Genomic DNA, 24,909 nt, shown 5'->3' on the forward strand with positions numbered 1-24,909 from the left:
CTTCGACCCTTCCCTCTGATCGTCTACGCCGTGGCCTGGCCGCTGCCGGTGGTGGCGTGGGCCGGGGCGTCGATAAGCATGGTGGCGTGGCCCGGACTTCGCCGCGGTCTCCGCCACCAGCGCCCCCGTGTGGCTGCTAGGCAGCCTTATCCACATGATCCTGATCACCTCCGCTGCTCATCGAAGCGCTGAGCTTCCTGCTGCCCACCACGATCGGTGGTGGCACGCACCGGAAAGGAACTCGAGATCACCCTGGTTCAACGTCGATGACACGGTCCACGATCTCGCCTTCGCCAACGGCGCCCGGACCGGCCGCGTGACGCCGGGCGGGGAGACCACCGTCACCGTCGGCATCATCGATGCGCCTATGGAAGGATGGTGCACCATCGCAGTTCAGCGCGCGCAGGGAATGGGCCCGCGTGTCCTTCCTCAGCCCGCACCCGCCTAGCCGAGGACCGGCGCGGAGGCCGCACCACGGCGCAGCCAGTACCTCACCGCCGCGGTGGCGCGGCAGTCATCACCGTTGTAACTGAGCAGCTGCCCACGGGCGGCCTCCGCCTCCGCTGCCTGCGAGGTCGAGGCGATCAGATAGGCGTGGAGGGAATCCTCGCCCGCGAAATCCTTCTCCGCCCAGTGGAAACCGGAGGCCGGCGCCAGTTGCTTAAGTCCCAGCCCGCCGGGGCCGATGAGCTGGGTGCGGGCCACCTTGAACATGTCGATCCACTGATCCGAGGCGATGAAGGCGCGCACCTGCTGCTCGTCCGGGACGCCGGGCACCATCCCGTGGAAGCGCCGCGCGCTGGAGAGCAGCCAGTGGTTCTCGCCACTGCTGGCGTAGCAAAAGGCCCCGAATGTCTGGCCGTGCCGCCTGGCGGCATCTCTGCGCGCCATCAGCCACGCCCAGAAATCCGCGAAGTTCTGCGCCTCCGCCCGGCCACCGAGGCCCTCCCAGATGACGAACGGCAGGTAGTCCCCGCCGTCGTAGGTTCCCCACAGGTAGGCGCCGAGGTCGAGGTAGGCCTCGACATCGATGTCGATCTCGACGTCGAAACGCGGCGCGGTGGTGCGCTCCTGACGGCGCAGCACCGGAATGCCGGCGCGCCAGGCGGTGGCGATGCGGGAGATTTCGCCGAGCGAGGCGTCAATGAGCTGCTGCGTGGTGGTGATACCGCGCCGCCGGTAGGCATCCGCACGGTCCCCGGAGAGAAAGAGGCTGATGTCATCGACGGCGCGCAGCTCCGGCTCGCATACGACCCAGAAACGGCAGCTCGCGCACTCCTTGACGCGGCGCGGCGCGGCCGGCGGCGGGCTCGCCAGCGCCCGCTCAGCCGCGGCCGCGTACCGCGACACATCGACCAGGTACGCCCGGTTTCGGTCCTGCCCGATCACCGCACCGACCTGCGTATCGACGCCCACCTCCGCCAACCCGCGCACCGCGAGGCAGAGGCGGTACCCGTCGACGGTGTGATGCCGCAGCGCGGCGGCGACCTGCAGGGGCTCACCGATTCCCAGCCGTGAGGTGGCAATCGCCAGCATTTGCGCATGCGGGTCTGGTCTGGCCACGCGGTGGTTGCTCACCATCACCGGAAGGTAGTCGCCGTCGGCGCCACGGACGAGTACATCGACGGTGACCACCCAGTCCGCGCCACCGAAGACCGCGTTGGTGATCAGGTCCGCACCGGATGCGATGGCCTCCAGGGTCTCAAACTCCGCCAGTTCGGCCTGCGGATCAAGATCGATGCGCAGGAAGTTACCACGCTTGCGCCCCGATGTCGCAGATGACGGCAGCAGCCGGAACACCTCCGCCAGCCCCGCCTCCCTGCGCACCCTGCGCTGAAGGGACGTCTCCAGCGGGGGGATCTCCGGGAACCGGCGCCGCTGGAGACAGCGGTAGCGGCAGCCGACGAGGTCACTCGCCTCCAGCCGTTCATCCCGCCTCTTGCACACGGACATGAGCTTATTGCACATTCGTGGGTAAAGTTGAATCGAAAGTCGTGATCCGCACCGACAGATTGAGAAAGTGACGAGCACATGGGTATCTTCGAAGCCATCCGTTCCGCCCGGGCGAAGACCAAGGCAGAGATCAGGGCCGCCGAGGCAAAGGCGAAGGCCGATTCCAAGGCCCGAGCGAAGCTGGACCTCAGGCGGGAGAAGCTGCTGGCACAGCAGGAGCGCAACCTCCTCAAGGCCGAGCAGAAGGGGCTGAAGGCCAAGAACAAGCATGAGCTCAAGCTCGCGAAGAACGTCCTGGAGCAGCGCAAACAGGGACGGGTCAACGCGGCGAGGTTAAGGCGCTGGAGCGGGGCGGCGCGTCTGCTGATTCCGCTGCTGCTCCCCCTCGTCTACCAGCTGACCACGCAGGCCCGCGACCAGCTGTTAAAGAACCGCGCCCGGAAGGTAGGCGTCACCACCGAACAGCTCAGCGAGTTCGCCGGCTACGGCGCACCGCTGAAGGCCCGCATCGCGGGCGTGCGGGACAGCGCGAACAGCTCCGGGCTGCCCCGCGGCTTCCTCCTCGACGTGGAGGAGCGTCTCAACGAACTCGATGCGGCCGTGGACAACGCCGAGTACATGTCCCCCCAGCAGCGCACCCGTGCACACCAGACCATCTCCCGCGACCTGAACCAGGTCTCCGATCAGATCCAGGACCGTCTGCTGGATGCGAAATAGATCCGCGGTTGCTGATTCCGGCTAGAGCACACCCTGTTCCCTGGCCGCAGCCACCGCAGAGGTCCGCGAGCGGACCCCGAGCTTGTCATAGATGTGCACCAGGTGGGATTTCACCGTCGCCTCGGACAGGAAGAGGATACGCCCGATCTCCCGGTTCGATGAGCCACCGGCAACCAGTTTCAACACCTCGAGCTCACGGGGGGTCAGTGAGGTTTTCGGGGTGCGCACCCTGGTCATAAGCCGGTTGGCCACCATCGGTGAGAGCGTGGAATCGCCCTCCGCCGCCGAGCGCACGGCGGCCAGCAGTTCATTTGGAGGCGCATCCTTGAGCAGATAACCAAGGGCACCAGCCTCGATGGCACCGAGGATGTCCGCGTCGGTGTCGTAGTTGGTCACCACGAGCACCTTCGGCGGATCATCGATGCTTCTTTTGATCGTGGCGGTGGCATCGGCACCGGTGGACACCTGAGTGCCCTGGACACCGGGGCCGAAGCGCAGGTCCATGAGAATCACATCGATACCACCCCCCAGGGCGGCCTCAACGGCGGCTTCGGCGGTGGAGACCTCCCCGACAACCTCGATGTCATCTGCACTTTCCAGCACGGCGCGGAGACCGAGTCTGACAATCTCATGGTCATCGGCGAGTAGCACGCGAATCATTGTGTGAAAAGGTCCTTCCCAATGGGCGCGTGCGCCTGTCCCTGGCTGCGGCGGCGCGTGCACCCGTCAAGAGTTTGTTTGGCAGATGAGTCGGCCCTTAGTTTAGCGCCTGTTCACCCTCAACCTTGAATTCAACGGGCAGCGCCACGGATACGGCGGTGCCCTGCCCGTGCGCCGACTCGACGACGACCTCCCCGTTGAGTTCGGCCGCGCGCTGCCGGAGGGCATCGAGCCCGATGTGACCCAGGCTGGCGGGACGCTGACGCACGTGCTCCGGATCAAACCCCACCCCGTCATCGACGACATCGAGCCGGACCTGGTTCTCATCGTAGGTCAGCGTGACGTGGCAGTTCTTCGCCTCCGAGTGCTTGGCGACGTTCCCGATCGCACCCTGGGCTATCCGGAGCAGGGTGGCCTCGGTCTTCATCGGAAGTTGCCTCTCATCGCCGTCGACGCTGATGAAGAAGTTGATCCCGAGCAGTGGCTGGGTGACCCTGCCCAGCGCAGCCTCGAGTGAGGTCTTGGCCAGCGCCGCCGGCTGCAGCGCCGCGATCATCGCCCGCGCCTCGCCCAGATTGTCGGAGGCGGTTGAGCGCGCGAGACGGATCTTGTGCAGCGCCGCGTCGGTTCCGGCACCGCCGTCACCGCCCGCAACCAGCTCCTGCTCCGCGACGTGGAGCAGCATCTGGATGCTGGACAGACCCTGGGCGACCGTGTCGTGGATCTCATGGGCGATGCGCTGCCGTTCGGCCGCGATACCCGCGCTCCTCTCTGTGGCGGCCAGCTGGGAGCGGGTCTCGATCAGCTGATCGATCAGCTCCTGCTTCTCGTGGTTGACCCGCCACAGGGTGCGGAATGCGTAGTCGATGGCGATGGTGACCAGCGCGGCCACCGAAGGTCCCATCACCCCGCCGACCGTCAGGCCCACCGGATACTGGCTGACGATTGCCACGGCGGTGGCTCCGACCACCGCCACGATTCCCCGAATGTCCGGCATCACCCGGAGATAGAGGAAGAAGAGGGGAAAGACGATGTAGACGGCGATCGGCACGATCGGGAGCATGATCACCCACACCAGGGTGAGCAGGAACAGCCATGCCAGCTGCCTGCCGTGGCTGACTGTGGCGCCGGTGGAGGAGCCGTAGAAGTACAGTGCGCCCCACACGAATAGCAGCACGCAGGACAGGGCGAAGATGGGTAGGGTCAGCCGCGCGGAGGCGCCGAGTCCGACCACCAGTAGCACCGCGGTGAGGATGTGGATACTGTTGCGGAAGCTGGTTGCCCCCGGCTGGGTGTCCTGGCCCGCGGGCATCTCCACATCAGGCTCGTTGGCGGGCGTGTCACGCCCACCTTCTACACTTGACTGCATGAGTCGTACAATACCCAGCCTCGCGTGGAAAACCAGCACGCTGGCGGTATCGTCCCTGCTGCTGCTCGGTGGCTGCTCGGATAAGCCCGATGCGGGGGACACCGGGGACACCGGGGACACTGTGGCCACCGTGGATACGGTGGAGCAGGCGCCGCCGGCGGTGGACGGCGGTGCGGGCGTCGACAAGCTCCCCCAGGTAGCCAGGGACTCCTGGGTCGAATGCCCCTACCTGGATACCGAGTGGGTGGCCGACACCAACGGCCAGCGCGTCACCGCCGTGGGCGTGGACGGCACCTTCGACATCCCCGCGTGCGTGTTCTGGTCCTACCCGCAGGAGCCACAGCTCAGCGTCATCGTGCGCACCACGGGAAGCTTCAACGAGGCGATGGACGTGGTGGACTGGGCCGCACCCGTCGACTCTACGGAACTTGCGGACAAACCCGAGGGGTGGACCGGCGGACGCCGCGGCGGGGCTGGCACACAGGGTGCGGTCTACGCGGTGGCCAGGGACAACAACGCAGTGGTGGTCTTTACCAATCAGGAACAGTCCCTCAAGGCGCAGCTGGTCGCCGAGGAGGTGATCGCTCGGCTCGGACTCTAGCCCGCGGGAACCGCTAGAAGGCCACGTCGTTGTAGGGCATCAGGGTGGACACCCAGGGAAAGACGACTTCCATAAGCAGAAGGAAGACGGCAACCAGCAGAGCCACCACGATAAGTGCCTTCACCGGCGCCGGACCCGGCAGGTAGTACCACAACAGTGAAAACATCTAGCTCTCCTCCAGGACTGCGGGGCGGGTGTTCCCGCTCTTTTGAATGCTCTCCACCTGCATCGCATGGATGATCATGCGTTCGGCGTTGGAGAACTGCGGATGACAGGTGGTCAGGGTGAGCAACGGTTCCATATCCGGAGTGGCTGCGGTGTCCGCCTGATCGGGAATCGGATGGATGACCTCGATGTGATCGGGTGTGGTGATCTGGCGCCCGGGTACCCGGGAGTAGTCTCCCCCGGCCATACGCTGCACCTGTGCCTCGCTGAAGCAGGGTGCAGCCTCCGCGCGCCTGCCCGCGGCGTCCCCCGCCATCGGCATGACACGGTAGACGTCCCAGCTGGTGGAGGTTTCCACGACGATGGCGTCGCAGGTGTTGAGTTCATCGAGATCATTGAACGGCGCGCCCTTGCCCACCCGGTGCCCCGCGACCGCGAAATTACCCGGTTCACCGGGCATCTGGGAATCCACGTACCGTCCGGGACCGGCGAGGAGATCCTCGTCCTGGGTACCCTCGATGATTGCGAAGTGAAAATCGGATCCGAATGCGGGGATGTACATCCGGGCGAAGGCCTCGCCGAGGTCGGGGGTCAGATGGCCACGGGGATTGATCCGCTGCTCATCCCAACTCTGATCGAGTTTCTCGGCCGCGGCCTCCTGCCTCCGCCCGGACTCCAGATTCGTCCAGTAGGCCTCATAGAAGGCGAAGGACAGGATCAGGGCACCGATGATGACCAGAACCTCACCAAGAACCTGCGATGCCCGGACCCGCGGCCGTTCCCGGCTTTTGGCCGTGGCTGCACCAGCTTTGGCCGTGGCTGCACCGCCGGGTCGGGGATGCGCCCCGCCATTGGCCCGCCCCGACTCCCCAATTTTCGACACCAGCTCCAACTCCGATCAACTATGTACCCTGAGGCGTGGCCACGTACCATGAGCGAGTGAGAATCGGAAGATGCGTCTGCCGAAAGCAGGATACGTAGTCGCTGCGCCGCCGTGGCCGTCGCCGCCCCGTTGATTGTAGACCCCGCAGCTGTGCGCGCAGGCACGGCTTATGGAAGGACGTTGCTCAAGTTGCTGGAATTTCTGATCTACCCGGTGTCCGGTGTGATGAAACTGTGGCATCTCCTGCTCCATAACGGCTTCGGAATCGCCGATGACCTGGCCTGGTTTTACTCACTTTTCGGATTGGTGATCACCGTCCGGGCGATCATCGCGCCGTTCAGCTGGAAGATGTACAAATCCGGGCGTCTGGCGGCGCGGATCCGGCCGCTGCGGGCCGCGATCGAGGAGGAGTACGAGGGCCGCTTCGATGAGGATTCCGTCCGGGAGATGCAGCAGAAGAACAAGGATCTCAACCAGGAGTACGGCATCAATCCGCTGGCCGGCTGTATTCCTATGCTCATCCAACTGCCCACGATCATCGGTCTGTACCAGGTGCTGCTGAGAATGGCACGACCCGAGGGCGGCCTGGAGAACCCGGCTCTGCACCCCATCGGTTTCCTCACTGCCGATGAGGTCCGGTCCTTCCTCAACGGTCGCATCGACAACGTGCCGCTGCCCGCCTACGTCTCCATGTTGCCGGAGCAGCTGGATTTCCTCTCGACCACCCGCTCGGAGGTCCTCGACTTCGTTCTACCATTCCTCATCCTCGCCGCGATCTTCACCGCCGCGAACATGGCGCTGTCGATCTTCAGGAATCTGCAGACCAACGACTGGAACTCCCCCGTCTCCATCGGAATGCTCAAATTCGTCATCGCGATCAGCGTGCTGGCGCCGGTCTTCCCGCTGCTGCTGGGTCTGACCGGCCCGTTCCCCACGGCGATTGCACTGTACTGGTTCGCCAACAACCTGTGGACCACGGCACAGACCTTCGTCATGCATTTTCTTCTCGAGCACAGGTACCCGCTCGACGAGAACTTCAGGCGGTACAACGCCGAGCGACGCGCCGAGTACCGCAGACGTCAGTCGGAGAAACGCCTGCTCAAGCGCAGCAGGCGGAGAAACCGCGGCAGGATGATCCTGGCACCGCACCGCATCCCCCAGCTCCATGCCGAGAATGTGGAGCTGACACGGGCGTACAAGGAGGACAGGGCGGTCGCCAGGGCCGAGAGGAAGGAACTGGCCGCCAAGCGTTCGGAGTCGCGCCGCAGGATCAATCAGGAGAAGATCGAAGGCTCACTCGCGCGCCGCAGGGCGCGCAAGGAGAAAAAACAGCGTAACGACGCCGCCGCCGGCACCCCGGAGGACCCCGACCTAGATTGAGTAGTCGGCCGGAGGCGCCGACAGAAGCTGTTTGGCCAGATCGCGGGCGGTTTCCAGGGGTCCGACATCCTGAAGCAGCCTGGAGCCTGCGAGCCCGCCGTCGAGGAACACGAGCAACTGGTTGGCCTGGGTCGTTCCCGGGTAGCCGTTCTTCTCGGTGAGTAGATCTGTCAGGGTCTGGTGACACCAGCGTCGGTGTTCCATAACCGCCGCGACGATCCCCTTCTCGCTGTCCGATTCCGGCCTCGGGTACTCATTGGCAGCGCTCTGGAAATGCGAACCCCTGAACCCCTTCTTCGGTTCCTCCTCGAGACACTGGTCGAAGAAGGCGAGGATCTTGTCCTCCGGATCGGCATGGGGATCGGCACGGACATGCCAGGCCTCCCGCCAGTTCTGGTCGAGCGCCTCGAGATAGGCGATCACCAGTGCGTCCTTGGAACCGAACAGGGAGTAGAGGCTGGCCTTGGCCACATCCGCCTCGCGGAGGATGCGGTCGATTCCGATGACGCGGATGCCCTCGGCGGTGAACAGGTTGGTGGCGCTGTCGAGAAGACGCTGCCTGGGACTGGGTCGATTCCTTCGGCGGGTTCCCGCACCCGCACCCGCTCCCGTCCTGCTCTTGCTTGACACGCTGGCTGCCACGTTCGGCCACGTCCTTTCGGATTCCTGTTGGGTCTGAGTCTAATATAGACAAACCGGTTCGTTCAGATTTAATTTACCGTGACTTTCCCCCATTTTGCCAACCCGTTATCCGGGCATGAAAAAACGGCCCCGGGTTATGGAACCCGTGGGCCGTGGGTAGCTAGTGTCGGGCCCGGCTACTTCCTGACCAACCTGATCAGGGAGAGCAGGATCACCGCGCCGAGGAGGCAGGTGAGGAAGCTGAAAATCCATCCACCTCCGGCCACATCGACTCCGAAGAGGCCGAGCAGCCAACCTCCGATGAGGCCGCCGACAACACCGACAACGATATTGAGGAGGATGCCCTGCTGGGCATCGGTCCCCTTGATCTTGGAGGCGATCCAGCCTGCAAGTCCGCCGATGATTATCCAGGCAACAAAACTGAGTCCGAGAGTCATGTCATGATCTCCTTCGCTATGACTTCATGTCCCACGCAGAATTTCCTCTGCCGGGTATGAACCCCAAGGTAGGCGCTGAGCCGTCCGCATGGGGTCGCGGAAGGGGGAAAATCATGGATTGTTACCTAAAGGTACTCCAATAGTAACTCCGAGCTTATTATTTGACGATGGATCGCTCCGGGAGTGCGAAACCGGCCCGGTGTTCGCAGCGGAAACCGGGCCGGCTCGGAGAGTCCTACTTGTGGTGCGGACGGACCACCATCATCGGGCACGGTGCGGACTGCAGCAGTGCACGGGAGGTCGATCCGAGGAGCATACCCTTGAAACCGCCGCGTCCATGGGAACCGACGACCAGGAGCTGTGCGCCCTCGGCGGCGTCGGCGAGCGCCCGGACCGGACGGTCACGGGTGATGACCTTCTTCACGGGCACCCCGGGATGCTCGGCGATGAAGGGGGCGAGGTTCTCCTCCAGCAGCGCCGTCTGCTCGCGCTCCACCTCGTCCCACTGCTGCTGGGCTGCGGACAATCCGGCCAGGGACGCCTGGACCTGCATGTCCATCCAGGTGTGGACGGCGATCAGTTCACTGCCGCGTGCCTCCGCCTCGACGAAGGCGTACTCGGTGGCCTGCTTGGAGACATCCGAGCCATCGACACCGACGACCACGGGGCCGTACTTGGTGTTCTCGTTGACCGCGCTGTCCTCGCGGACGACGACCACGGGGCAGTTGGCGTGGCTGACCACTGCGGCGGAGACCGAACCCATCACCATTCCGGAGAGGCCACCGAGACCACGCGAACCCATGACTATCATCGTGACATCGTTGCTGAGCTCCAGGAGCATGTCGATGGGACTGCCCTCAGCGATGGTGTAGCCGATCTTGATGTCCGGGGCGACCTCGTGGGCCACCTTCCGTGCCTCCTCGATCTTTTCCTGGGCCTCGGACTGGAGGTCGTCGAAAAGCTCCTGCGGGGGTACCATCCCTTCCGCGTAGAGGAACTGCGGCATGGTGTAGCTGGACGCCAGCCGCAGCGGGATCCCGCGCTTGTTGGCTGTGTTCGCGGCCCATCGAACGGCCTGCTTCGATGCCTCCGACCCGTCAACCGCAACGACAACAATGTTCTCAGTGGCCATGACTTTGCCGACCTTTCTTCGCAACGAACCGCAGCTCACGCTCCTGTGCGGTTCTCTAACTCTGACACCCCAAGTATAACGCGCATATCCGGTCCCAGTGTCTGGTTACTACCGGTAACGGGGGTGAAAGGGCAGTGACAAAGTTCGCAGCGTGGCGTTCACCCGCTAGGGGCTATGCACCGATGGGGATCCGGACCGGATCAGTCCGTATTGTGGTACCGGATGGCCAACCCTGGTTTCAGCCCTGGATCACGGGGGCGTCGGCATTCGCCGGGTAGATCAGGTCGAAGATCACCCTGGCCCATTGCGCGATGATCTGCCCGACGCCGGTTGAGAAGAATTCGATGATGGGATTAATGATTGCGTTGAAATCCATGAACAACAGAATAGTACAAAAATCCAGGGCCATGGCGCCGCTGCCGATTCGTGACGGCCTGAACCCCTCCAGGGTGAAACTCCCCGTTGAGGAACCCCCCATGAAGGCGATTGACTTCGTACGTTTCCTCATCGACAGGCAGCGCCACCGCGCCCCCGGCGACGATGAGCGCGCCCTCCACCAGCGCTTCGCCGACGGCGAGGTGGTCAATCTCAGGGGTCAGGCCTACGCGCCCGATGATCTGGTGACCCCCGGTGCCGACATCTGGTTCTACCGGATCCCCGCCGCGGAGACACCGGTCCCCTATGAGATCAGGATCATCCACCGGGATGATGATCTACTGGTCATCGACAAACCCCCCTATCTCGCCACCATGCCGCGGGGACGCCACATCACCGAAACCGCATTGGTGAAGATGCGCAAGCTCACCGGCAATCATGACCTCACCCCGGCGCACCGCCTGGATCGACTGACCTCCGGGGTCCTGGTGATGGTTGCCCGGCCGGAGCTGCGCGGGGCCTATCAGACGCTGTTCGCCAGGCGGGAGGCGATGAAGACCTATGAGGCCATCGCGGACTACTCGGAGCAGCTCGCCGCATGCCCGGAGCCGCTCATCTGGGAGTCCCGGATCGAAAAGACACGCGGCGAGGTCCAGGCCTACGTGGTAGACGGTTCCGCCAACGCGCGGACGAGGGTTGTGTCGATCGCGCCGGTAAGCGATGCGGAACAACGGCAGCTCGAGGCCCTCCACGGACCGCTGCCCCCACAGGGTCGCTACGTGCTCGCGCCGGAGACGGGAAAGACCCACCAGCTGCGCATCCACATGAGGGACGCGGGCGTGCCGATTCTGGGTGATCCTCTCTATCCGATCCTGCACTCCGTCGACGACGAGGACATGGCTATTCCCATGCACCTGATCGCCCGCACCCTGACCTTCAGGGATCCGGTGAGTGGCCTGGACCGCCGCTTCCTCTCTACACGGGGCATGGGAATGATGTAAACGGCGTGCCCCCTGAAAGGATCATTCGGAGGCACGCCGTTCGGGCCATAAAAGGCCCGGGGTAAAAAAAGTGTGTGGTCCCTGTGTGGTGACCCTCCCGACCAACAAGCCACGGGGGAATCACCAACACACAGGGACCACACACTACTTCTGCTTTAACAATCTTTTTAAGTTTTAGGTCGGCGGTAACCTACTCTCCCACACCCTCCCGAGTGCAGTACCATCAGCGTAACCAGGCTTAGCTTCCGGGTTCGGAAAGGGACCGGGCGTTTCCCTGCTACTATCACCACCGACACAACCACAACGGCAACCACACACCACCACACAACATGGTAGGCGATCGTGTGTCATGCCAGACACTGCATAGTGGACGCAAACACAACAATTCTTAAGTAAACACGCTTAATGCACACAAACCAACAGTTGTTTAAAATCGGATAATTAGTACCAGTCACCTCCACACCTCACAGTGCTACCAGATCTGGCCTATCAACCCCGTCATCTCCAGGGAACCTCAAAAGAAACCTCATCTCAAAACAGGCTTCCCGCTTAGATGCTTTCAGCGGTTATCCCTCCCGTACGTAGCCAACCAGCCCTGCTCCTGGCGGAACAACTGGCACACCAGAGGTACGTCCGTCCCGGTCCTCTCGTACTAGGGACAGCCTTCTTCAAGTTTCAACGCGCGCGGCGGATAGAGACCGAACTGTCTCACGACGTTCTAAACCCAGCTCGCGTGCCGCTTTAATGGGCGAACAGCCCAACCCTTGGGACCTACTCCAGCCCCAGGATGCGACGAGCCGACATCGAGGTGCCAAACCATCCCGTCGATATGGACTCTTGGGGAAGATCAGCCTGTTATCCCCGGGGTACCTTTTATCCGTTGAGCGACACCACAACCACAAGTAGGTGCCGGATCACTAGTCCCGTCTTTCGACCCTGCTCGAGCTGTCACTCTCACAGTCAAGCTCCCTTGTGCACTTACACTCACCACCTGATTACCAACCAAGCTGAGGAAACCTTTGGGCGCCTCCGTTACATTTTGGGAGGCAACCGCCCCAGTTAAACTACCCACCAGGCACTGTCCCCAACCCAGATCATGGGCCAAGGTTAAGGTATCCAATCCGATCAGAGTGGTATTTCACCAACGACTCACACACAACTAGCGTCACATGATCAACGTCTCCCACCTATCCTACACAAACCGAATCAAACACCAATACCAAGCTATAGTGAAGGTCCCGGGGTCTTTTCGTCCTGCCGCGCGTAACGAGCATCTTTACTCGTACTGCAATTTCACCGGGCCTGTGGTTGAGACAGCAGGGAAGTCGTTACGCCATTCGTGCAGGTCGGAACTTACCCGACAAGGAATTTCGCTACCTTAGGATGGTTATAGTTACCACCGCCGTTTACTGGGGCTTAAATTCTCAGCTTCGCCACCAACGTGACTAACCGGTCCTCTTAACCTTCCAGCACCGGGCAGGCGTCAGTCCGTATACATCAACTTAAACGTCTTCGCACGGACCTGTGTTTTTAGTAAACAGTCGCTTCCCTCTATTCTCTGCGACCACAATCAGCTCCCACCGCACGGTGTTCACCAACCATGGCCCCCCTTCTCCCGAAGTTACGGGGGCATTTTGCCGAGTTCCTTAACCACAGTTCACCCGAACGCCTTAGTATTCTCTACCTGACTACCTGTGTCGGTTTAGGGTACGGGCCAAACATGGACATCGCTAGAGGCTTTTCTCGACAGTACAGGATCACCAACATCACCCACACAGGGCTACGCATCACGCCTCAGACACATGACAGGCGGATTTGACCTACCCATCGTCCCACACGCTTACACCACAATCCAATAAGTGGCCTGGCTACCTCACTGCGTCACCCCATCACTTAGCTACTACCAGATCAGGTCCCACGCACACCACACCACCACATGCATCAAAGACACACACAACAGCGGGCATAGATGGTTAGTATCACTGATTCACCATGGGCGCCCACATTCGGGTACGGGAATATCAACCCGTTATCCATCGACTACGCCTGTCGGCCTCGCCTTAGGCCCCGACTCACCCTGGGAAGATTAACTTGACCCAGGAACCCTTAGTCATCCGGCGGATGAGTTTCCCACTCATCATTCGTTACTCATGCCTGCATTCTCACTCGCGCACACTCCACAACACCGTCACCAGGCTGCTTCACCGCGTACACGACGCTCCCCTACCCAACACACCCACAAGGATGCATTGCCGCGGCTTCGGCGGTGTACTTAAGCCCCACTACATTGTCGGCGCACAATCACTCGACCAGTGAGCTATTACGCACTCTTTCAAGGATGGCTGCTTCTAAGCCAACCTCCTGGCTGTTTTCGCGACTGCACATCCTTTTCCACTTAGCACACCCTTAGGGGCCTTAGCCGGCGATCTGGGCTGTTTCCCTCTCGACTACGAAGCTTATCCCCCGCAGTCTCACTGCCATGCTCTCACTTACCGGCATTCGGAGTTTGGCTGATGTCGCTAAGATTTTAGTCCCGCTAAACCATCCAGTAGCTCTACCTCCGGCAAGAAACACACAACGCTGCACCTAAATGCATTTCGGGGAGAACCAGCTATCACGGAGTTTGATTGGCCTTTCACCCCTACCCACAACTCATCCCCTCAGTTTTCAACCTAAGTGGGTTCGCGCCTCCACGACGTCTTACCATCGCTTCACACTGGCCATGGGTAGATCACCCCGCTTCGGGTCCAAGACATGCCACTAACACACCCTCGTTAGGATTCGGTTTCCCTACGGCTACCCAACACTGGTTAACCTCGCGACATGCCGCTGACTCGCAGGCTCATTCTTCAAAAGGCACGCCATCACACCACAAAGGATGCTCTGACAGTTTGTAAGCACACGGTTTCAGGTACTATTTCACTCCCCTCCCGGGGTACTTTTCACCATTCCCTCACGGTACTAATCCGCTATCGGTCATATCAAGTATTCAGGCTTACCGAGTGGTCCCGGCAGATTCACAGCAGATTTCACGAGCCCGCTGCTACTCGGGTACTAACACAACACCACCATGGTCATCTTCGCGTACAGGACTCTCACCTTCTACGGCAGGCGTTTCCACACCACTTCCACTAACAACCACAACCGATGCCACCGGCCGGCAGACCGGACACGCACTAGCCCCACAACCACCCACATGCAACCCCTGCCGGGTATCACACACATGGGTTTTAGCCATCATCCACGTTCGCTCGCCACTACTAACGGAATCACAATTGTTTTCTTCTCCTACGGGTACTGAGATGTTTCACTTCCCCGTGTTCACCCCCACACCGGCTATATATTCACCGGCAGGTGACCACACATCACTGCGGCCGGGTTTCCCCATTCGGACATCCTCGGATCAACGCTCAGTTGGCAACTCCCCGAGGCATAACGCAGCCTCTCACGTCCTTCATCGGCTCGACATGCCAAGGCATCCACCGTGTGCCCTTAAAAACAAACAACACCACACCACACCACCCACCAACCCGCCACAAGGACGAACCGGCAAAAGGCACGATGCGCGTTCGGATACACAAAACTTACAAAAAAATAAAGATGCTCGCGTCCACTATACAGTTCTCACACAACACAACACCAACACCACCACACCCACCCCACAACAAGGGAACAAGCGCAACAGACATCGATGCCCACAGGAAACAACACAACACACATGTCATCCCAGACACCCAACAGCATGCCACCTACCAACATTTCTCTTCCGCCACCACACAGATGATCATCTCCACCCGATTAATAACACGCCGATGGCAACCACATCCGGGTTCCAACACCGACACCGCACCCACACCACCAACCGGTGGCACCACGGGCACAGCACAAAAATAAAGCTCCTTAGAAAGGAGGTGATCCAGCCGCACCTTCCGGTACGGCTACCTTGTTACGACTTCGTCCCAATCGCCGATCCCACCTTCGACAGCTCCCCCCACAAGGGTTGGGCCACTGGCTTCGGGTGTTACCAACTTTCATGACGTGACGGGCGGTGTGTACAAGGCCCGGGAACGTATTCACCGCAGCGTTGCTGATCTGCGATTACTAGCGACTCCGACTTCATGGGGTCGAGTTGCAGACCCCAATCCGAACTGAGGCCGGCTTTAAGAGATTAGCTCCACCTCACGGTGTGGCAACTCGCTGTACCGACCATTGTAGCATGTGTGAAGCCCTGGGCATAAGGGGCATGATGATTTGACGTCATCCCCACCTTCCTCCGAGTTAACCCCGGCAGTCTCTCATGAGTGCCCACCATCACGTGATGGCAACATAAGACAAGGGTTGCGCTCGTTGCGGGACTTAACCCAACATCTCACGACACGAGCTGACGACAACCATGCACCACCTGTACACCAACCACAAGGGAAGGACTATCTCTAGCCCGATCTGGTGTATGTCAAGCCCAGGTAAGGTTCTTCGCGTTGCATCGAATTAATCCACATGCTCCGCCGCTTGTGCGGGCCCCCGTCAATTCCTTTGAGTTTTAGCCTTGCGGCCGTACTCCCCAGGCGGGGCGCTTAATGCGTTAGCTGCGGCACAGAAGTCGTGGAAGACCCCTACACCTAGCGCCCACCGTTTACGGCATGGACTACCAGGGTATCTAATCCTGTTCGCTACCCATGCTTTCGCTCCTCAGCGTCAGTTACTGCCCAGAGACCTGCCTTCGCCATTGGTGTTCCTCCTGATATCTGCGCATTTCACCGCTACACCAGGAATTCCAGTCTCCCCTACAGCACTCAAGTTATGCCCGTATCGCCTGCACGCCCGGAGTTAAGCCCCGGGATTTCACAGACGACGCGACAAACCACCTACGAGCTCTTTACGCCCAGTAATTCCGGACAACGCTCGCACCCTACGTATTACCGCGGCTGCTGGCACGTAGTTAGCCGGTGCTTCTTCTCCAGGTACCGTCACAAAAGCTTCGTCCCTGGCGAAAGGAGTTTACAACCCGAAGGCCGTCATCCCCCACGCGGCGTCGCTGCATCAGGCTTGCGCCCATTGTGCAATATTCCCCACTGCTGCCTCCCGTAGGAGTCTGGGCCGTATCTCAGTCCCAATGTGGCCGTACACCCTCTCAGGCCGGCTACCCGTCGACGCCTTGGTAGGCCATTACCCCACCAACAAGCTGATAGGCCGCAGGCTCATCCCACACCGAAAAATCTTTCCACCACACCCCAACAGTGCGGTCCTATCCGGTATTAGACCCAGTTTCCCAGGCTTATCCCGAAGTGCGGGGCAGATCACCCACGTGTTACTCACCCGTTCGCCACTAATCCACCCTGCAAGCAGGGCATCATCGTTCGACTTGCATGTGTTAAGCACGCCGCCAGCGTTCGTCCTGAGCCAGGATCAAACTCTCCACAAAATGAAAAAATATCACGGCCGTGAAAAGCCCGATAACCCAGCCAACAACAAAACCAACACCCACAACCACCCACACAAACGCAGATGACCATAAATGCCGACTGGCTGTCAACCAAAAATAAATGATCAAAAAACAACCACCACAACCCACCCAGACGGGGCAAAAAAAGGGCCATGATGAAAACATCGCCATCAATCATGCACAAACAATTCCCACCACCAACCACCCACACCACACGGCACGGACAACCAGCAACAGGCAACAATTTACAGTGCAGGGACATTCATGCAACCCCCACACCCGGCATGACCACCCGGCACCCACCACAACAGCAGGCACCAAAAGCGACAAAAGAAAAAAATAAATGGCACACTATTGAGTTCTCAAACAACACGCACAACCACCACAACCAAAAAGGAACAAGGGAGGAAGTGTCTTCTTTATCCGGCCAACGCCCGTTTTCCTAACCACCACACAACCAGACTCACTGGCGGGGCGCTGTCGGTCGCGCTGACTCACATAAAGTTACACACCCCACCGAGAAACCACAAACCCCCAGCTCACACCGGGTTCGCGGCCACGGGCCGCGGCAGCCTGCACCAACGGTGACCGGAAGGTGGTGGGCGTCGACAAGCGGAGCAGCCAATCATTCATACAGACCGCGGCTCTCCGCGACCCTTTCCGCCAGCGTCGCGAGCTGCTCCCTCGACATTCCCAGCTTCGCGGCCTCATCGACCAGCGGCACTATATAGGTTCCCGCAAATTCCGCCCGGCGCCTCTCCAGAATGATGGCGCGGGCACGATGGGTGACAAACATTCCCATTCCCCTCCGCTTCTCCAGTACCCCGGCATCGAGGAGCAGAGTCAGGCCCCTCCTGGCGGTCGCGGGATTGATCTGATGGAACGCGGAGAGTTCGGTCGTGGAGGGGGCCCGCTCCCCGACATCCAGCGAACCGTCAACAATGGTGTCTTCTATCAATGCCGCAATCTGCCGGAACAATGGCACGGCGGTCTCATCCACCGAGGATCACCTCACCCCTCAACGAACTTCGGTTGGTTACTGGTGTAACTAAGCATAGATCCCCTCAAGCATGGCACACCGGCGGATTGCCACGACGCATAATGAAGTCATTGTCAAAGTCCTACCACCTCTGCCCACCGCGAATGGACGCGTAAATGCTGAATAGGGCATGCTTGGGTACATAGATTTACAACTCAACAGAATCGGAATTAGGAGCCATGCTTGAACGCACCCAGGTATTTGTGGACACGTCCTACCTGCTCGCGAGCTTTTACAACTCGTGGGAAACAGGGGCACGCGCCCAATTAGAAATCGATCTCCCCGAAGTGGTCGGGGTTTTAGGAAGGATGATTGAACAACAACTTAAACAGCCCGTCCAACGGCAGATGTGGTACGACGGAATCCCCGATTCCGGCCCGCACCGCTACCAGCGTGCGCTCCGTACCTGTGACGGGGTCCAGCTTCGCGCAGGTCAGTTGATCGAATGGGGCGAACGCCGCACCCAGAAGGCGGTGGACACCCGCCTGGTGGCGGACATGGTTCTGGCCGGTGTGCGCGGCTACTGCTCCGACCTGGTCCTGGTCTCCGGCGACGCCGACATGATTCCCGGTGTCCAGGAGGCGACCAATGCCGGCCTCCGCGTGCACCTCTACGGTTTCGGCTGGGACTCGATGTCATCCCAGCTGCGCCACTGCTGCGATTCCACAACCATCCTGGATCCGCGCGAGGACTTCGCGGACTGCATGCAGCTGCAGGTGCTCGAGGGCCCGATTCCACCCGTCGTGCGCGTCAAACCCATCGGTGACGCCGAACCCCTCGATGAAAGCGGGCCCACCCCGGTGCCTGCATCGTCCCTCGGCCGGCAGTTCACCTCGCCGCGCCCCGGGGAACCAGCGGAAAATGCCGAGGAACGGGACTGCGAACAGGCGAACTCGCAGGACAGCGGTGCGCCAGGCGATGATGCCGCGTTCCCGGTGCCACAGTCCGGCGACACCTCCGCTCAGGGCGGGGTGGGCACCCGCGAGCCGCACAGCATCCCTACCCCGAACGTGCTCGCGCAGCAGGCGAACACGGCGGCAGATGATGCCTCCTCCGCCGTCGAGAAGGAACTCGATTCGGAATCACAGTCGAAGACCCCCAATCCCTCAATGATGGCACCGCGCCGCAAGCTTCGCTCTCGATATGTTCCTCTGCCCAATGAGGTGTGGGCATCGGCGGGATTCCAGACCCCATTCGACGTGGGGCAGCAGTACGCCTCCTGGTGGTTTGAGAACGCCGCGAGCAGCGATCAGCGCGACCAGGCCCATCTGCTGTCCGGGGGCGGACTACCTCCCGAGATAGACCGTCCGCTCCTGCAGTTCGCCTGCGAGACGCTCCACGAGTACACCCTGACCGAGACCCAGCGGGTGAGCCTGCGTGACGGTTTCCACTCCGGGATCCGTGGGGTCCTGATCAACCTGCGTCTGGAGTAGTAGGGGCACCGGCCGGCTGCGCCACGGTGCCCTTCCCCGGGCGCTGCGGCCTATTTCTTCTCGTCCACCGAACCGGTGGATCCCTGACCCGCGGCGGTACCGTCTTCGACAACCTCGTGCTCCACTACCTCCGCGTCCTCGGCGTCCCCGGAGTCCTCCCCGGTTGCTTCGGTGGTTGCTTCGGTCGGGGCGTCGTCACGCGGGGTCTGCTTCCCCGTCCCGATCTCCCCGGCGGCGTCCGCACCCGCCAGGCCGCGGGTCTCGGCCCGCAGCTCCTCGAGACGCGCCGCCGCGCGCAGGTCCGTTCCCGACTGCTGGATCTCCGCCATCCGGTCACCCACCGAGTTCTGGGTGAGTTCCTGGGCGCCGAGGGCGTCGGCGTAGCGGCGCTCGATCTTCTCCCGCACCGCATCCAGGGTGGGCACCGAATCATCCTGTGTCCCGAACTGGTTGAGGGAATCCATCGATTTGGTGACGGTCTCCTGCATCTTCGCCTGATCGGCCTGGGAACGCAGCGCATCAATCTGCGACAGCTGATCCTTTAGTCGCAGCTCGGACTCTTTGGACTTCTGCACCGCATCGCTGGCGGCCGCCGTGGCTTGCTGATGCAGTGCCGTCGTGCTCTCGAGCTGCTGTTCGACCGCTACGAGCTGGGACGCGAACACCTCAGCCGTGTTGTTGAACTCGTGTGCCTTGACGCTGTCCCCCTCACCGGAGGCCTTGTCTGCCAGGGCGATCGCCTGGCGCGCCTGGCTCTGCAGGGTATCGCGGTCCTTGACCAGGCGGTTCAGCTTCATCTCGAGCTGCTTCTGCTGGCCGATCACCTGGGAGGCCTGCTGGACGATGTTGGCGTGCTGCTGTTTCGCGGCTTCGGTCGCCTGCTGGATCTGCACCTTCGGATCAGCGTTTTCATCTATCTTATTGTCGAAGGACGCCATGAGGTACTTCCAGCCCTTGCTGAATGGATTAGCCATTGCCAGTCACTTCCTGAGAATCGATCCGTGGTCCCGGTAGCAACTGGGCCCCGGATGCCGAAAACGTCGGTCTGTTTTGACTCGCACGCCCGTCCGGGTACCCCGGGTCCGCACCTGCGATGTGTACAACAGACAAGTCTACGGAATCTCACAAGCCTTAACCGCCCGGCGGCACGAAAAAAGACCCCGGGGCCTCCCCCTCAGGGGACGCACCAGGGTCACATGGCGACCAAGGGACCGCTTTCGCCTAGCTGTCGGAGCCCGCCTCGCCGGAATCTTCCCGGCCGGCGTTCTGCTCCGCAACCTGACGGCGGACATCATCCATATCCAGGCCCTTGACCTGCTTGACCAGATCATCGAGCGCCGGGGCCGGCATGGTTCCGGCCTCGCGGTAGAGCATGATCCCATCGCGGAAGACCATCAGGGTGGGAATGGACTGGATCTCCAGCGCAGCCGCGAGACTCTGGTTCGCCTCGGTGTCCAGCTTGGCGAAGGTTGCGTCGGGGTGATCCTCGGAAACCTTCTCATAGGTGGGGGCGAACTGGCGGCAGGGACCGCACCATGAGGCCCAGGCATCAACGAGGACGATTCCCTCGCCGGTGACGGTCGTTTCAAATGTGTCTTCTGTTACATCCACTGTTGCCATGGAATTCTCCTGTTAACTATTTGTATGGTTCTAATAGATGCCAACCCCTAATCGGGTTCGGGTATTCCCGGAACGAAGCAATATTCAGACGCCCCCGGAACATGCATCGGAGTGTGTGCCATTCTACGCCGATGACATCCTCCCGTTCCCGGGGGCCATGCGTGGAAGGACGTGGATGTGAGTACGAAGAATTACAGTGTTGAGGGCATGACCTGCGAACACTGCGTGAGTTCGGTCGTAGAGGAGATCTCGGAGGTGCCGGGCACCCAGGGGGTCGACGTCGATCTCGAGAACGGTCGCGTGGTTGTCACCGGCGAGGGATTCACCGATGAACAGATCGCGGCCGCTGTGGAAACCGCGGGGTACAAGGTGCTATCGGACAACTGACCGCCTCACCCATTACCCACCGTTTTGCCGACGGATTCACCCGGACTCAGGCAGTGCCCCTCCCCCATGTGGGGTTGTTGACTCCCCACCCACACACCGGGCAGGTTCTCATCGCCCGTTTTTCCGGACCGTGCGCTGAAACCCACCCCGGCCGGCGCGCCCGGTGGTGTTCGACCACGACAGACCACGCCAGACCATGCCAGACCATGCCCGACCACCTCGCAGAGCCTGACAACTGCGGTCTGACGTACCGCCGTATGTTCACCGTTGAGTTTTCCTGCTCCGGACCCTCCGGTTTTCGCGGGGTGCGGGGTAGTGTTTTTGAGCATGAATCTAACTCGCAATGAGAGGCTCGATCGTCTCCCGCTCACCTCGAAGCACAAGAGGCTGCTCGGAGGTTCCGGAATCGGTTGGGCCCTCGATGCCATGGACGTCGGCCTGATTTCCTTCGTCATGGCGGCACTGGCCACACACTGGAGCCTGAGCCCCACCGAGGCCTCTCTCCTCGGTTCCATCGGCTTCGTGGGGATGGCGCTCGGCGCGTCCTTCGGCGGACTTCTGGCCGACAGGTTCGGGCGCCGGCATGTTTTCGCCCTGTCCCTCCTGGTGTACGGCCTCGCCACCGGCGCCTCGGCGCTGTCGGTGTCCCTGATCATGCTGATGGCGTTGCGTTTCATCGTCGGGCTGGGCCTCGGTGCGGAGCTGCCCGTGGCATCGACGCTGATCTCCGAATTCTCCCCGCGTCGCATCCGTGGCCGGATGGTCGTGCTGCTTGAGGCCTTCTGGGCGGTGGGCTGGATCCTCGCCGCGGTCATCGGAACCTTCGTTGTCACCACCTCGGACAACGGATGGCGGTGGGCACTCGCGCTGGGCTGTGTTCCCGCAGCATATGCGGTCTACGTCCGCATCGGACTACCGGAATCCGTTCGCTTCCTGGAGAGGAACGGCCGCCACGACGAGGCGGAGAGGATCGTCGCCTCCTTCGAGGACGCCGCCTTGAGGGAGGGAAAACAGCTTGACGACGCCCCCGCCGAAGCTCCCGTCGACGTCCTGCGGGGCGTCGACGGCGACAGGGTGTCGATCTGGTCCGCGCCGCTCCGCAGGAGAACCACCGCGCTGTGGATCGTCTGGTTCTGCATCAACCTCTCCTACTACGGCGCCTTCATCTGGATTCCCTCACTGCTGGTCGCGGACGGTTTCACCCTGGTCAAATCCTTCCAGTTCACCCTGATCATCACCCTGGCGCAGCTGCCGGGCTACGCCGTGGCCGCATGGCTCATTGAAAAATGGGGCAGGCGCATCACCCTGGCCGTCTTCCTCGCGGGTTCCGCCGTCTCCGCGATCTTCTACGGCCTCGCCGGCGTGGAATGGCAGATCCTGGTCGCCGGATGTCTGCTTTCCTTCTTCAACCTCGGCGCCTGGGGCGCGCTCTACGCGATCGGACCCGAGCTCTACCCCACCAATGTGCGTGGTACGGGCACGGGGGCTGCGGCGGGCTTCGGGCGCATCGCCTCCATCATCGCCCCGCTGATCGTGCCTCCGATTGTCTCCCTCGGGGGTCCGATCATGCTTTTCAGCGTGTTCTCCGCCGCGTTCGCCATTGCCGCGATCGCCGCGTTCACCCTGCCCGAGCAGAAGGGAAAGATCCTCGCGGACTGAGTCTCTCAGAGCGCAGAGATATCCTCCGCGGCCCGGCGCAGCACCCGGAGAACCTCCTCCCCCTTCTCCGGCGGCGACCCCTTGACGATCTCATGGAGCCTGTGGAACTCGGACCTGAGGGCGTGCTCGGTCACGGGTCCCTGTTCGGGACTACGGTAGCTGTCAACGATCTCCGCCCACTGGCTGCCGCATCTGGCCACCAGCGCCTCGCCCACCGGGGTGAGCCGGGCCATCTTCCGCCCCTGATCCAGGGAGATGGTGATCAGCCCCTCATCCTCGAGGAGGGACAGGATCGGGTAGACGGCCCCGGGGCTGGGGGTCCAACGCCCCTCCGTGCGTTCACCGATAACCGTGATCAACTGGTATCCGTGCATGGGCTGCTCCGCCAGCAGGGAGAGGATGAGTTTGCGCAGATCACCCCGTCCGGCGCGGCCACCCCTGCCCCTGCCGCGGTGAAAACCCTCGTCGATGTCCATAGCCCGGTCCCGGCTCCGCTTAGCCGCGTGCCATATCCACAAAGCGGGAGTAGTGCAGCTGGTGGGCCACCTGAACGGTATCGATGGGGCCACCACGGTGCTTTGCCAGGATGATATCGGCCTCACCGGCGCGCTCGTTGTCCTTGTCCTGGGAATCCGGACGGTAGAGAAGCATGACGATATCCGCATCCTGCTCCAATGAACCGGATTCACGAAGATCCGCCAACTGCGGCCGCTTGTCCGTACGAGCCTCCGGACCACGGTTGAGCTGGGAAATGGCGATGAGGGGAACATCGAGTTCCTTGGCCAGCAGCTTCAACTGACGGGAGAACTCCGAGACCTCCTGCTGGCGGGACTCCACACGTTTTCCCGAGGACATCAGCTGGAGGTAGTCCACGACGATCAACTTGAGATCGTGCTTCTGCTTGAGTTTCCTCGCCTTGGACCGGATCTCCATCATGGTCAGGTTCGCGGAATCATCGATGAACAGAGGGGCCTTTGCCACCTTGTCCAGGCGTTGAACCATCTTCTCCCACGCCTGTTCATCCATCCGTCCACCACGCATATCGGAGAGCCGGATCTCCGTCTCCGCGGAAAGCAGCCTCATCACGATTTCGGACTTCGACATCTCCAGGGAGAAAATGACCGAGGCGAGATCGTTTCTGATGGAGGCCGAACGCATGAAATCCAGGGCCAACGTCGACTTACCCACACCGGGTCGGGCCGCAACAATGACCATCTGTCCGCCCCGGAGGCCATTTGTGAGATCATCCAGGTCCTTGAAGCCCGTGGGAATGCCCGCGGAGAGACCACCGTCGGTGGAGATCTGCTCCAGCTCCTCCATGGTGTCACCCAGGATATCGGCGAGGACCGCGTAGTCCTCGCTCTGATTCCTCTGGCTGACCGCGAAGACCTCCTGCTGGGCGCGGTCGATGACGGCATCGATCTCCGCTCCCTCATCGCCCTCGTATCCCAGCTGGACCACCCTTGTTCCGGCGTCCACGAGCCTGCGCAGCACGGCCTTCTCAGAAACGATCTCGGCGTAGTAGCGCGCATTGGCGGCGGTGGGCACCGATTGGATGAGGGTGTGCAGATACGGTGCCCCACCCACCCGCTCCAGGTCGTTGGTGCGGTCAAGGCGACCGGAGACGATGACTGGATCTATGTCCTTGTTGTCACTGAAGAGATCAATGACCGCCTGGAAGATCAGCTGGTGGGCGGGCCGGTAGAAATCCTCCGGGCTGAGGAGATCGAGGATATCGATGACGGTGTTGGGGCTGAGCAGCATGGCACCCAGCACGCCCATCTCCGCATTATTGTCATAGGGCGGAGAGCGGAAGTCGCGGTACTCCCGACCGTTGTCGCCGTCCTTCTTCCTGCGCGCCCCGAAACCTTCGCCCGGCTCCGCGGTGTAGCTCTCCATCGGTTCTGACGGCGGAACATAATCATCATCAAAACTGGCTGCTGAAAAATCAGCTGACATCGCTCGGCCCCTCTTCTCTGATCCTGCCAACTCTACTTCGTCCGTGAGCAATCT

22 protein-coding genes and 3 rRNA genes are annotated in these 24,909 nt (G+C 61.5%); 8 read left to right on the top strand and 17 right to left on the bottom strand.

The annotated features are described in order from the left end of the window. The first annotated feature begins 154 nt into the window (after positions 1-154). Positions 155-448 (top strand): hypothetical protein, encoded by a 294-nt coding sequence (locus B7E02_RS13890; protein ID WP_080791945.1) that lies wholly within the window; start codon positions 155-157, stop codon positions 446-448. Here the strand turns inward: B7E02_RS13890 and B7E02_RS00955 are convergent. Further along, positions 445-1,947, bottom strand: coding sequence for a TM0106 family RecB-like putative nuclease (locus tag B7E02_RS00955; RefSeq protein WP_425429770.1), 1,503 nt, complete (start codon positions 1,945-1,947; stop codon positions 445-447). The genes B7E02_RS13890 and B7E02_RS00955 overlap by 4 nt on opposite strands. An 84-nt stretch (positions 1,948-2,031) precedes the next feature. On the opposite strand from B7E02_RS00955, the gene B7E02_RS00960 reads away from it, so the two are divergent. After that, on the top strand, positions 2,032-2,670 hold the full coding sequence (locus B7E02_RS00960) for a DUF6474 family protein (protein WP_080791951.1): 639 nt from the start codon (positions 2,032-2,034) through the stop codon (positions 2,668-2,670). 21 nt (positions 2,671-2,691) lie between these two features. Here the strand turns inward: B7E02_RS00960 and B7E02_RS00965 are convergent, their stop codons facing one another. Both B7E02_RS00965 and B7E02_RS00970 read right to left on the bottom strand, forming a co-directional pair. Then, a complete protein-coding gene (locus tag B7E02_RS00965) occupies positions 2,692-3,330 on the bottom strand; it encodes a LuxR C-terminal-related transcriptional regulator (protein WP_080791955.1) in 639 nt (212 codons plus the stop codon). A gap of 97 nt (positions 3,331-3,427) precedes the next feature. Further along, the gene (locus B7E02_RS00970; RefSeq protein ID WP_080791962.1) at positions 3,428-4,699 is read right to left on the bottom strand and encodes a sensor histidine kinase; all 1,272 of its coding nucleotides are present in this window, start codon (positions 4,697-4,699) and stop codon (positions 3,428-3,430) included. On the opposite strand from B7E02_RS00970, the gene B7E02_RS00975 reads away from it, so the two are divergent. Continuing rightward, positions 4,698-5,300 carry a DUF2020 domain-containing protein gene (locus B7E02_RS00975; RefSeq protein ID WP_080791969.1) on the top strand — a complete coding sequence of 201 codons (603 nt, stop codon included), beginning with the start codon at positions 4,698-4,700 and terminating at the stop codon, positions 5,298-5,300. The two genes, B7E02_RS00970 and B7E02_RS00975, sit on opposite strands and share 2 nt — an antisense overlap. Before the next feature lie 13 nt (positions 5,301-5,313). On the opposite strand, the gene B7E02_RS13895 is transcribed toward B7E02_RS00975, so the two are convergent. Both B7E02_RS13895 and B7E02_RS00980 read right to left on the bottom strand, forming a co-directional pair. Further along, on the bottom strand, positions 5,314-5,466 hold the full coding sequence (locus B7E02_RS13895) for a hypothetical protein (protein WP_143336586.1): 153 nt from the start codon (positions 5,464-5,466) through the stop codon (positions 5,314-5,316). Further along, on the bottom strand, positions 5,467-6,351 hold the full coding sequence (locus B7E02_RS00980; RefSeq protein ID WP_425429779.1) for a class E sortase: 885 nt from the start codon (positions 6,349-6,351) through the stop codon (positions 5,467-5,469). It lies immediately after the preceding gene. 186 nt (positions 6,352-6,537) lie between these two features. On the opposite strand from B7E02_RS00980, the gene yidC reads away from it, so the two are divergent. Further along, entirely contained in the window at positions 6,538-7,728 is a 1,191-nt protein-coding gene (gene yidC / locus B7E02_RS00985; RefSeq protein WP_080794334.1) for a membrane protein insertase YidC, read from the top strand. Here yidC and B7E02_RS00990 read toward each other — a convergent pair. The 4 genes from B7E02_RS00990 to B7E02_RS14260 all read right to left on the bottom strand — a co-directional run bounded on the left by B7E02_RS00990 (position 7,720) and on the right by B7E02_RS14260 (position 10,315). Continuing rightward, a complete protein-coding gene (locus B7E02_RS00990) occupies positions 7,720-8,358 on the bottom strand; it encodes a TetR/AcrR family transcriptional regulator (protein WP_425429780.1) in 639 nt (212 codons plus the stop codon). The genes yidC and B7E02_RS00990 overlap by 9 nt on opposite strands. Before the next feature lie 188 nt (positions 8,359-8,546). Next, the gene (locus B7E02_RS00995) at positions 8,547-8,807 is read right to left on the bottom strand and encodes a GlsB/YeaQ/YmgE family stress response membrane protein (protein ID WP_080791975.1); all 261 of its coding nucleotides are present in this window, start codon (positions 8,805-8,807) and stop codon (positions 8,547-8,549) included. A gap of 235 nt (positions 8,808-9,042) precedes the next feature. Continuing rightward, positions 9,043-9,939, bottom strand: coding sequence for a universal stress protein (locus tag B7E02_RS01000; protein ID WP_080791978.1), 897 nt, complete (start codon positions 9,937-9,939; stop codon positions 9,043-9,045). Between the two features lie 238 nt (positions 9,940-10,177). Continuing rightward, complete coding sequence (locus B7E02_RS14260; RefSeq protein WP_179129623.1) at positions 10,178-10,315, bottom strand: hypothetical protein; 138 nt, start codon at positions 10,313-10,315, stop codon at positions 10,178-10,180. Between B7E02_RS14260 and B7E02_RS01005 the strand changes: the two genes are divergently transcribed. Next, entirely contained in the window at positions 10,314-11,315 is a 1,002-nt protein-coding gene (locus tag B7E02_RS01005; protein WP_080791982.1) for a pseudouridine synthase, read from the top strand. The genes B7E02_RS14260 and B7E02_RS01005 overlap by 2 nt on opposite strands. A gap of 177 nt (positions 11,316-11,492) precedes the next feature. Here the strand turns inward: B7E02_RS01005 and rrf are convergent. The 4 genes from rrf to B7E02_RS01025 all read right to left on the bottom strand — a co-directional run bounded on the left by rrf (position 11,493) and on the right by B7E02_RS01025 (position 17,758). Continuing rightward, a 5S ribosomal RNA gene (rrf, locus tag B7E02_RS01010) occupies positions 11,493-11,609 on the bottom strand. A gap of 127 nt (positions 11,610-11,736) precedes the next feature. After that, a 23S ribosomal RNA gene (locus B7E02_RS01015) occupies positions 11,737-14,821 on the bottom strand. A 398-nt stretch (positions 14,822-15,219) separates the two neighbouring features. Beyond that, positions 15,220-16,737: ribosomal RNA gene (locus tag B7E02_RS01020) — 16S ribosomal RNA — on the bottom strand. Together the 16S, 23S and 5S rRNA genes form the textbook arrangement of a ribosomal RNA operon. A gap of 646 nt (positions 16,738-17,383) precedes the next feature. Next, positions 17,384-17,758 (bottom strand): GntR family transcriptional regulator, encoded by a 375-nt coding sequence (locus tag B7E02_RS01025; RefSeq protein WP_080791984.1) that lies wholly within the window; start codon positions 17,756-17,758, stop codon positions 17,384-17,386. A gap of 218 nt (positions 17,759-17,976) precedes the next feature. Between B7E02_RS01025 and B7E02_RS01030 the strand changes: the two genes are divergently transcribed. Next, positions 17,977-19,230, top strand: coding sequence for an NYN domain-containing protein (locus tag B7E02_RS01030; RefSeq protein ID WP_080791987.1), 1,254 nt, complete (start codon positions 17,977-17,979; stop codon positions 19,228-19,230). 50 nt (positions 19,231-19,280) lie between these two features. Here the strand turns inward: B7E02_RS01030 and B7E02_RS01035 are convergent, their stop codons facing one another. Both B7E02_RS01035 and B7E02_RS01040 read right to left on the bottom strand, forming a co-directional pair. Then, on the bottom strand, positions 19,281-20,204 hold the full coding sequence (locus tag B7E02_RS01035; RefSeq protein WP_080791990.1) for a PspA/IM30 family protein: 924 nt from the start codon (positions 20,202-20,204) through the stop codon (positions 19,281-19,283). 247 nt (positions 20,205-20,451) lie between these two features. Beyond that, on the bottom strand, positions 20,452-20,850 hold the full coding sequence (locus tag B7E02_RS01040; protein WP_080791993.1) for a thioredoxin family protein: 399 nt from the start codon (positions 20,848-20,850) through the stop codon (positions 20,452-20,454). A gap of 177 nt (positions 20,851-21,027) precedes the next feature. Between B7E02_RS01040 and B7E02_RS01045 the strand changes: the two genes are divergently transcribed. Beyond that, positions 21,028-21,237, top strand: coding sequence for a heavy-metal-associated domain-containing protein (locus B7E02_RS01045; protein ID WP_143336587.1), 210 nt, complete (start codon positions 21,028-21,030; stop codon positions 21,235-21,237). A 327-nt stretch (positions 21,238-21,564) separates the two neighbouring features. Then, positions 21,565-22,896 (top strand): MFS transporter, encoded by a 1,332-nt coding sequence (locus B7E02_RS01050; RefSeq protein WP_080791996.1) that lies wholly within the window; start codon positions 21,565-21,567, stop codon positions 22,894-22,896. A gap of 5 nt (positions 22,897-22,901) precedes the next feature. Here the strand turns inward: B7E02_RS01050 and B7E02_RS01055 are convergent, their stop codons facing one another. Both B7E02_RS01055 and dnaB read right to left on the bottom strand, forming a co-directional pair. After that, positions 22,902-23,372, bottom strand: a complete 471-nt coding sequence (locus B7E02_RS01055) for a PadR family transcriptional regulator (RefSeq protein WP_080792000.1) — start codon at positions 23,370-23,372, stop codon at positions 22,902-22,904. A gap of 19 nt (positions 23,373-23,391) precedes the next feature. Next, positions 23,392-24,855 carry a replicative DNA helicase gene (dnaB, locus tag B7E02_RS01060; RefSeq protein ID WP_080792002.1) on the bottom strand — a complete coding sequence of 488 codons (1,464 nt, stop codon included), beginning with the start codon at positions 24,853-24,855 and terminating at the stop codon, positions 23,392-23,394. Positions 24,856-24,909: the final 54 nt, after the last annotated feature.

The sequence above is a fragment of the Corynebacterium pacaense genome (genome assembly GCF_900169525.1).
GTDB lineage: Bacteria > Actinomycetota > Actinomycetes > Mycobacteriales > Mycobacteriaceae > Corynebacterium > Corynebacterium pacaense.

Excerpts from the sequence above, each read along its gene's own strand:
- B7E02_RS13890 (WP_080791945.1), top strand. The coding sequence starts at position 155 with ATGATCCTGATCACCTCCGCTGCTCATCGAAGCGCTGAGCTTCCTGCT.
- B7E02_RS00960 (WP_080791951.1), top strand. The coding sequence starts at position 2,032 with ATGGGTATCTTCGAAGCCATCCGTTCCGCCCGGGCGAAGACCAAGGCA.
- B7E02_RS00965 (WP_080791955.1), bottom strand. The coding sequence starts at position 3,330 with ATGATTCGCGTGCTACTCGCCGATGACCATGAGATTGTCAGACTCGGT.
- B7E02_RS00975 (WP_080791969.1), top strand. The coding sequence starts at position 4,698 with ATGAGTCGTACAATACCCAGCCTCGCGTGGAAAACCAGCACGCTGGCG.
- B7E02_RS00970 (WP_080791962.1), bottom strand. The coding sequence starts at position 4,699 with ATGCAGTCAAGTGTAGAAGGTGGGCGTGACACGCCCGCCAACGAGCCT.
- B7E02_RS13895 (WP_143336586.1), bottom strand. The coding sequence starts at position 5,466 with ATGTTTTCACTGTTGTGGTACTACCTGCCGGGTCCGGCGCCGGTGAAG.
- B7E02_RS00995 (WP_080791975.1), bottom strand. The coding sequence starts at position 8,807 with ATGACTCTCGGACTCAGTTTTGTTGCCTGGATAATCATCGGCGGACTT.
- B7E02_RS01000 (WP_080791978.1), bottom strand. The coding sequence starts at position 9,939 with ATGGCCACTGAGAACATTGTTGTCGTTGCGGTTGACGGGTCGGAGGCA.
- B7E02_RS01005 (WP_080791982.1), top strand. The coding sequence starts at position 10,314 with ATGAACAACAGAATAGTACAAAAATCCAGGGCCATGGCGCCGCTGCCG.
- B7E02_RS14260 (WP_179129623.1), bottom strand. The coding sequence starts at position 10,315 with ATGGATTTCAACGCAATCATTAATCCCATCATCGAATTCTTCTCAACC.
- B7E02_RS01030 (WP_080791987.1), top strand. The coding sequence starts at position 17,977 with ATGCTTGAACGCACCCAGGTATTTGTGGACACGTCCTACCTGCTCGCG.
- B7E02_RS01035 (WP_080791990.1), bottom strand. The coding sequence starts at position 20,204 with ATGGCTAATCCATTCAGCAAGGGCTGGAAGTACCTCATGGCGTCCTTC.
- B7E02_RS01040 (WP_080791993.1), bottom strand. The coding sequence starts at position 20,850 with ATGGCAACAGTGGATGTAACAGAAGACACATTTGAAACGACCGTCACC.
- B7E02_RS01050 (WP_080791996.1), top strand. The coding sequence starts at position 21,565 with ATGAATCTAACTCGCAATGAGAGGCTCGATCGTCTCCCGCTCACCTCG.
- B7E02_RS01055 (WP_080792000.1), bottom strand. The coding sequence starts at position 23,372 with ATGGACATCGACGAGGGTTTTCACCGCGGCAGGGGCAGGGGTGGCCGC.
- dnaB (WP_080792002.1), bottom strand. The coding sequence starts at position 24,855 with ATGTCAGCTGATTTTTCAGCAGCCAGTTTTGATGATGATTATGTTCCG.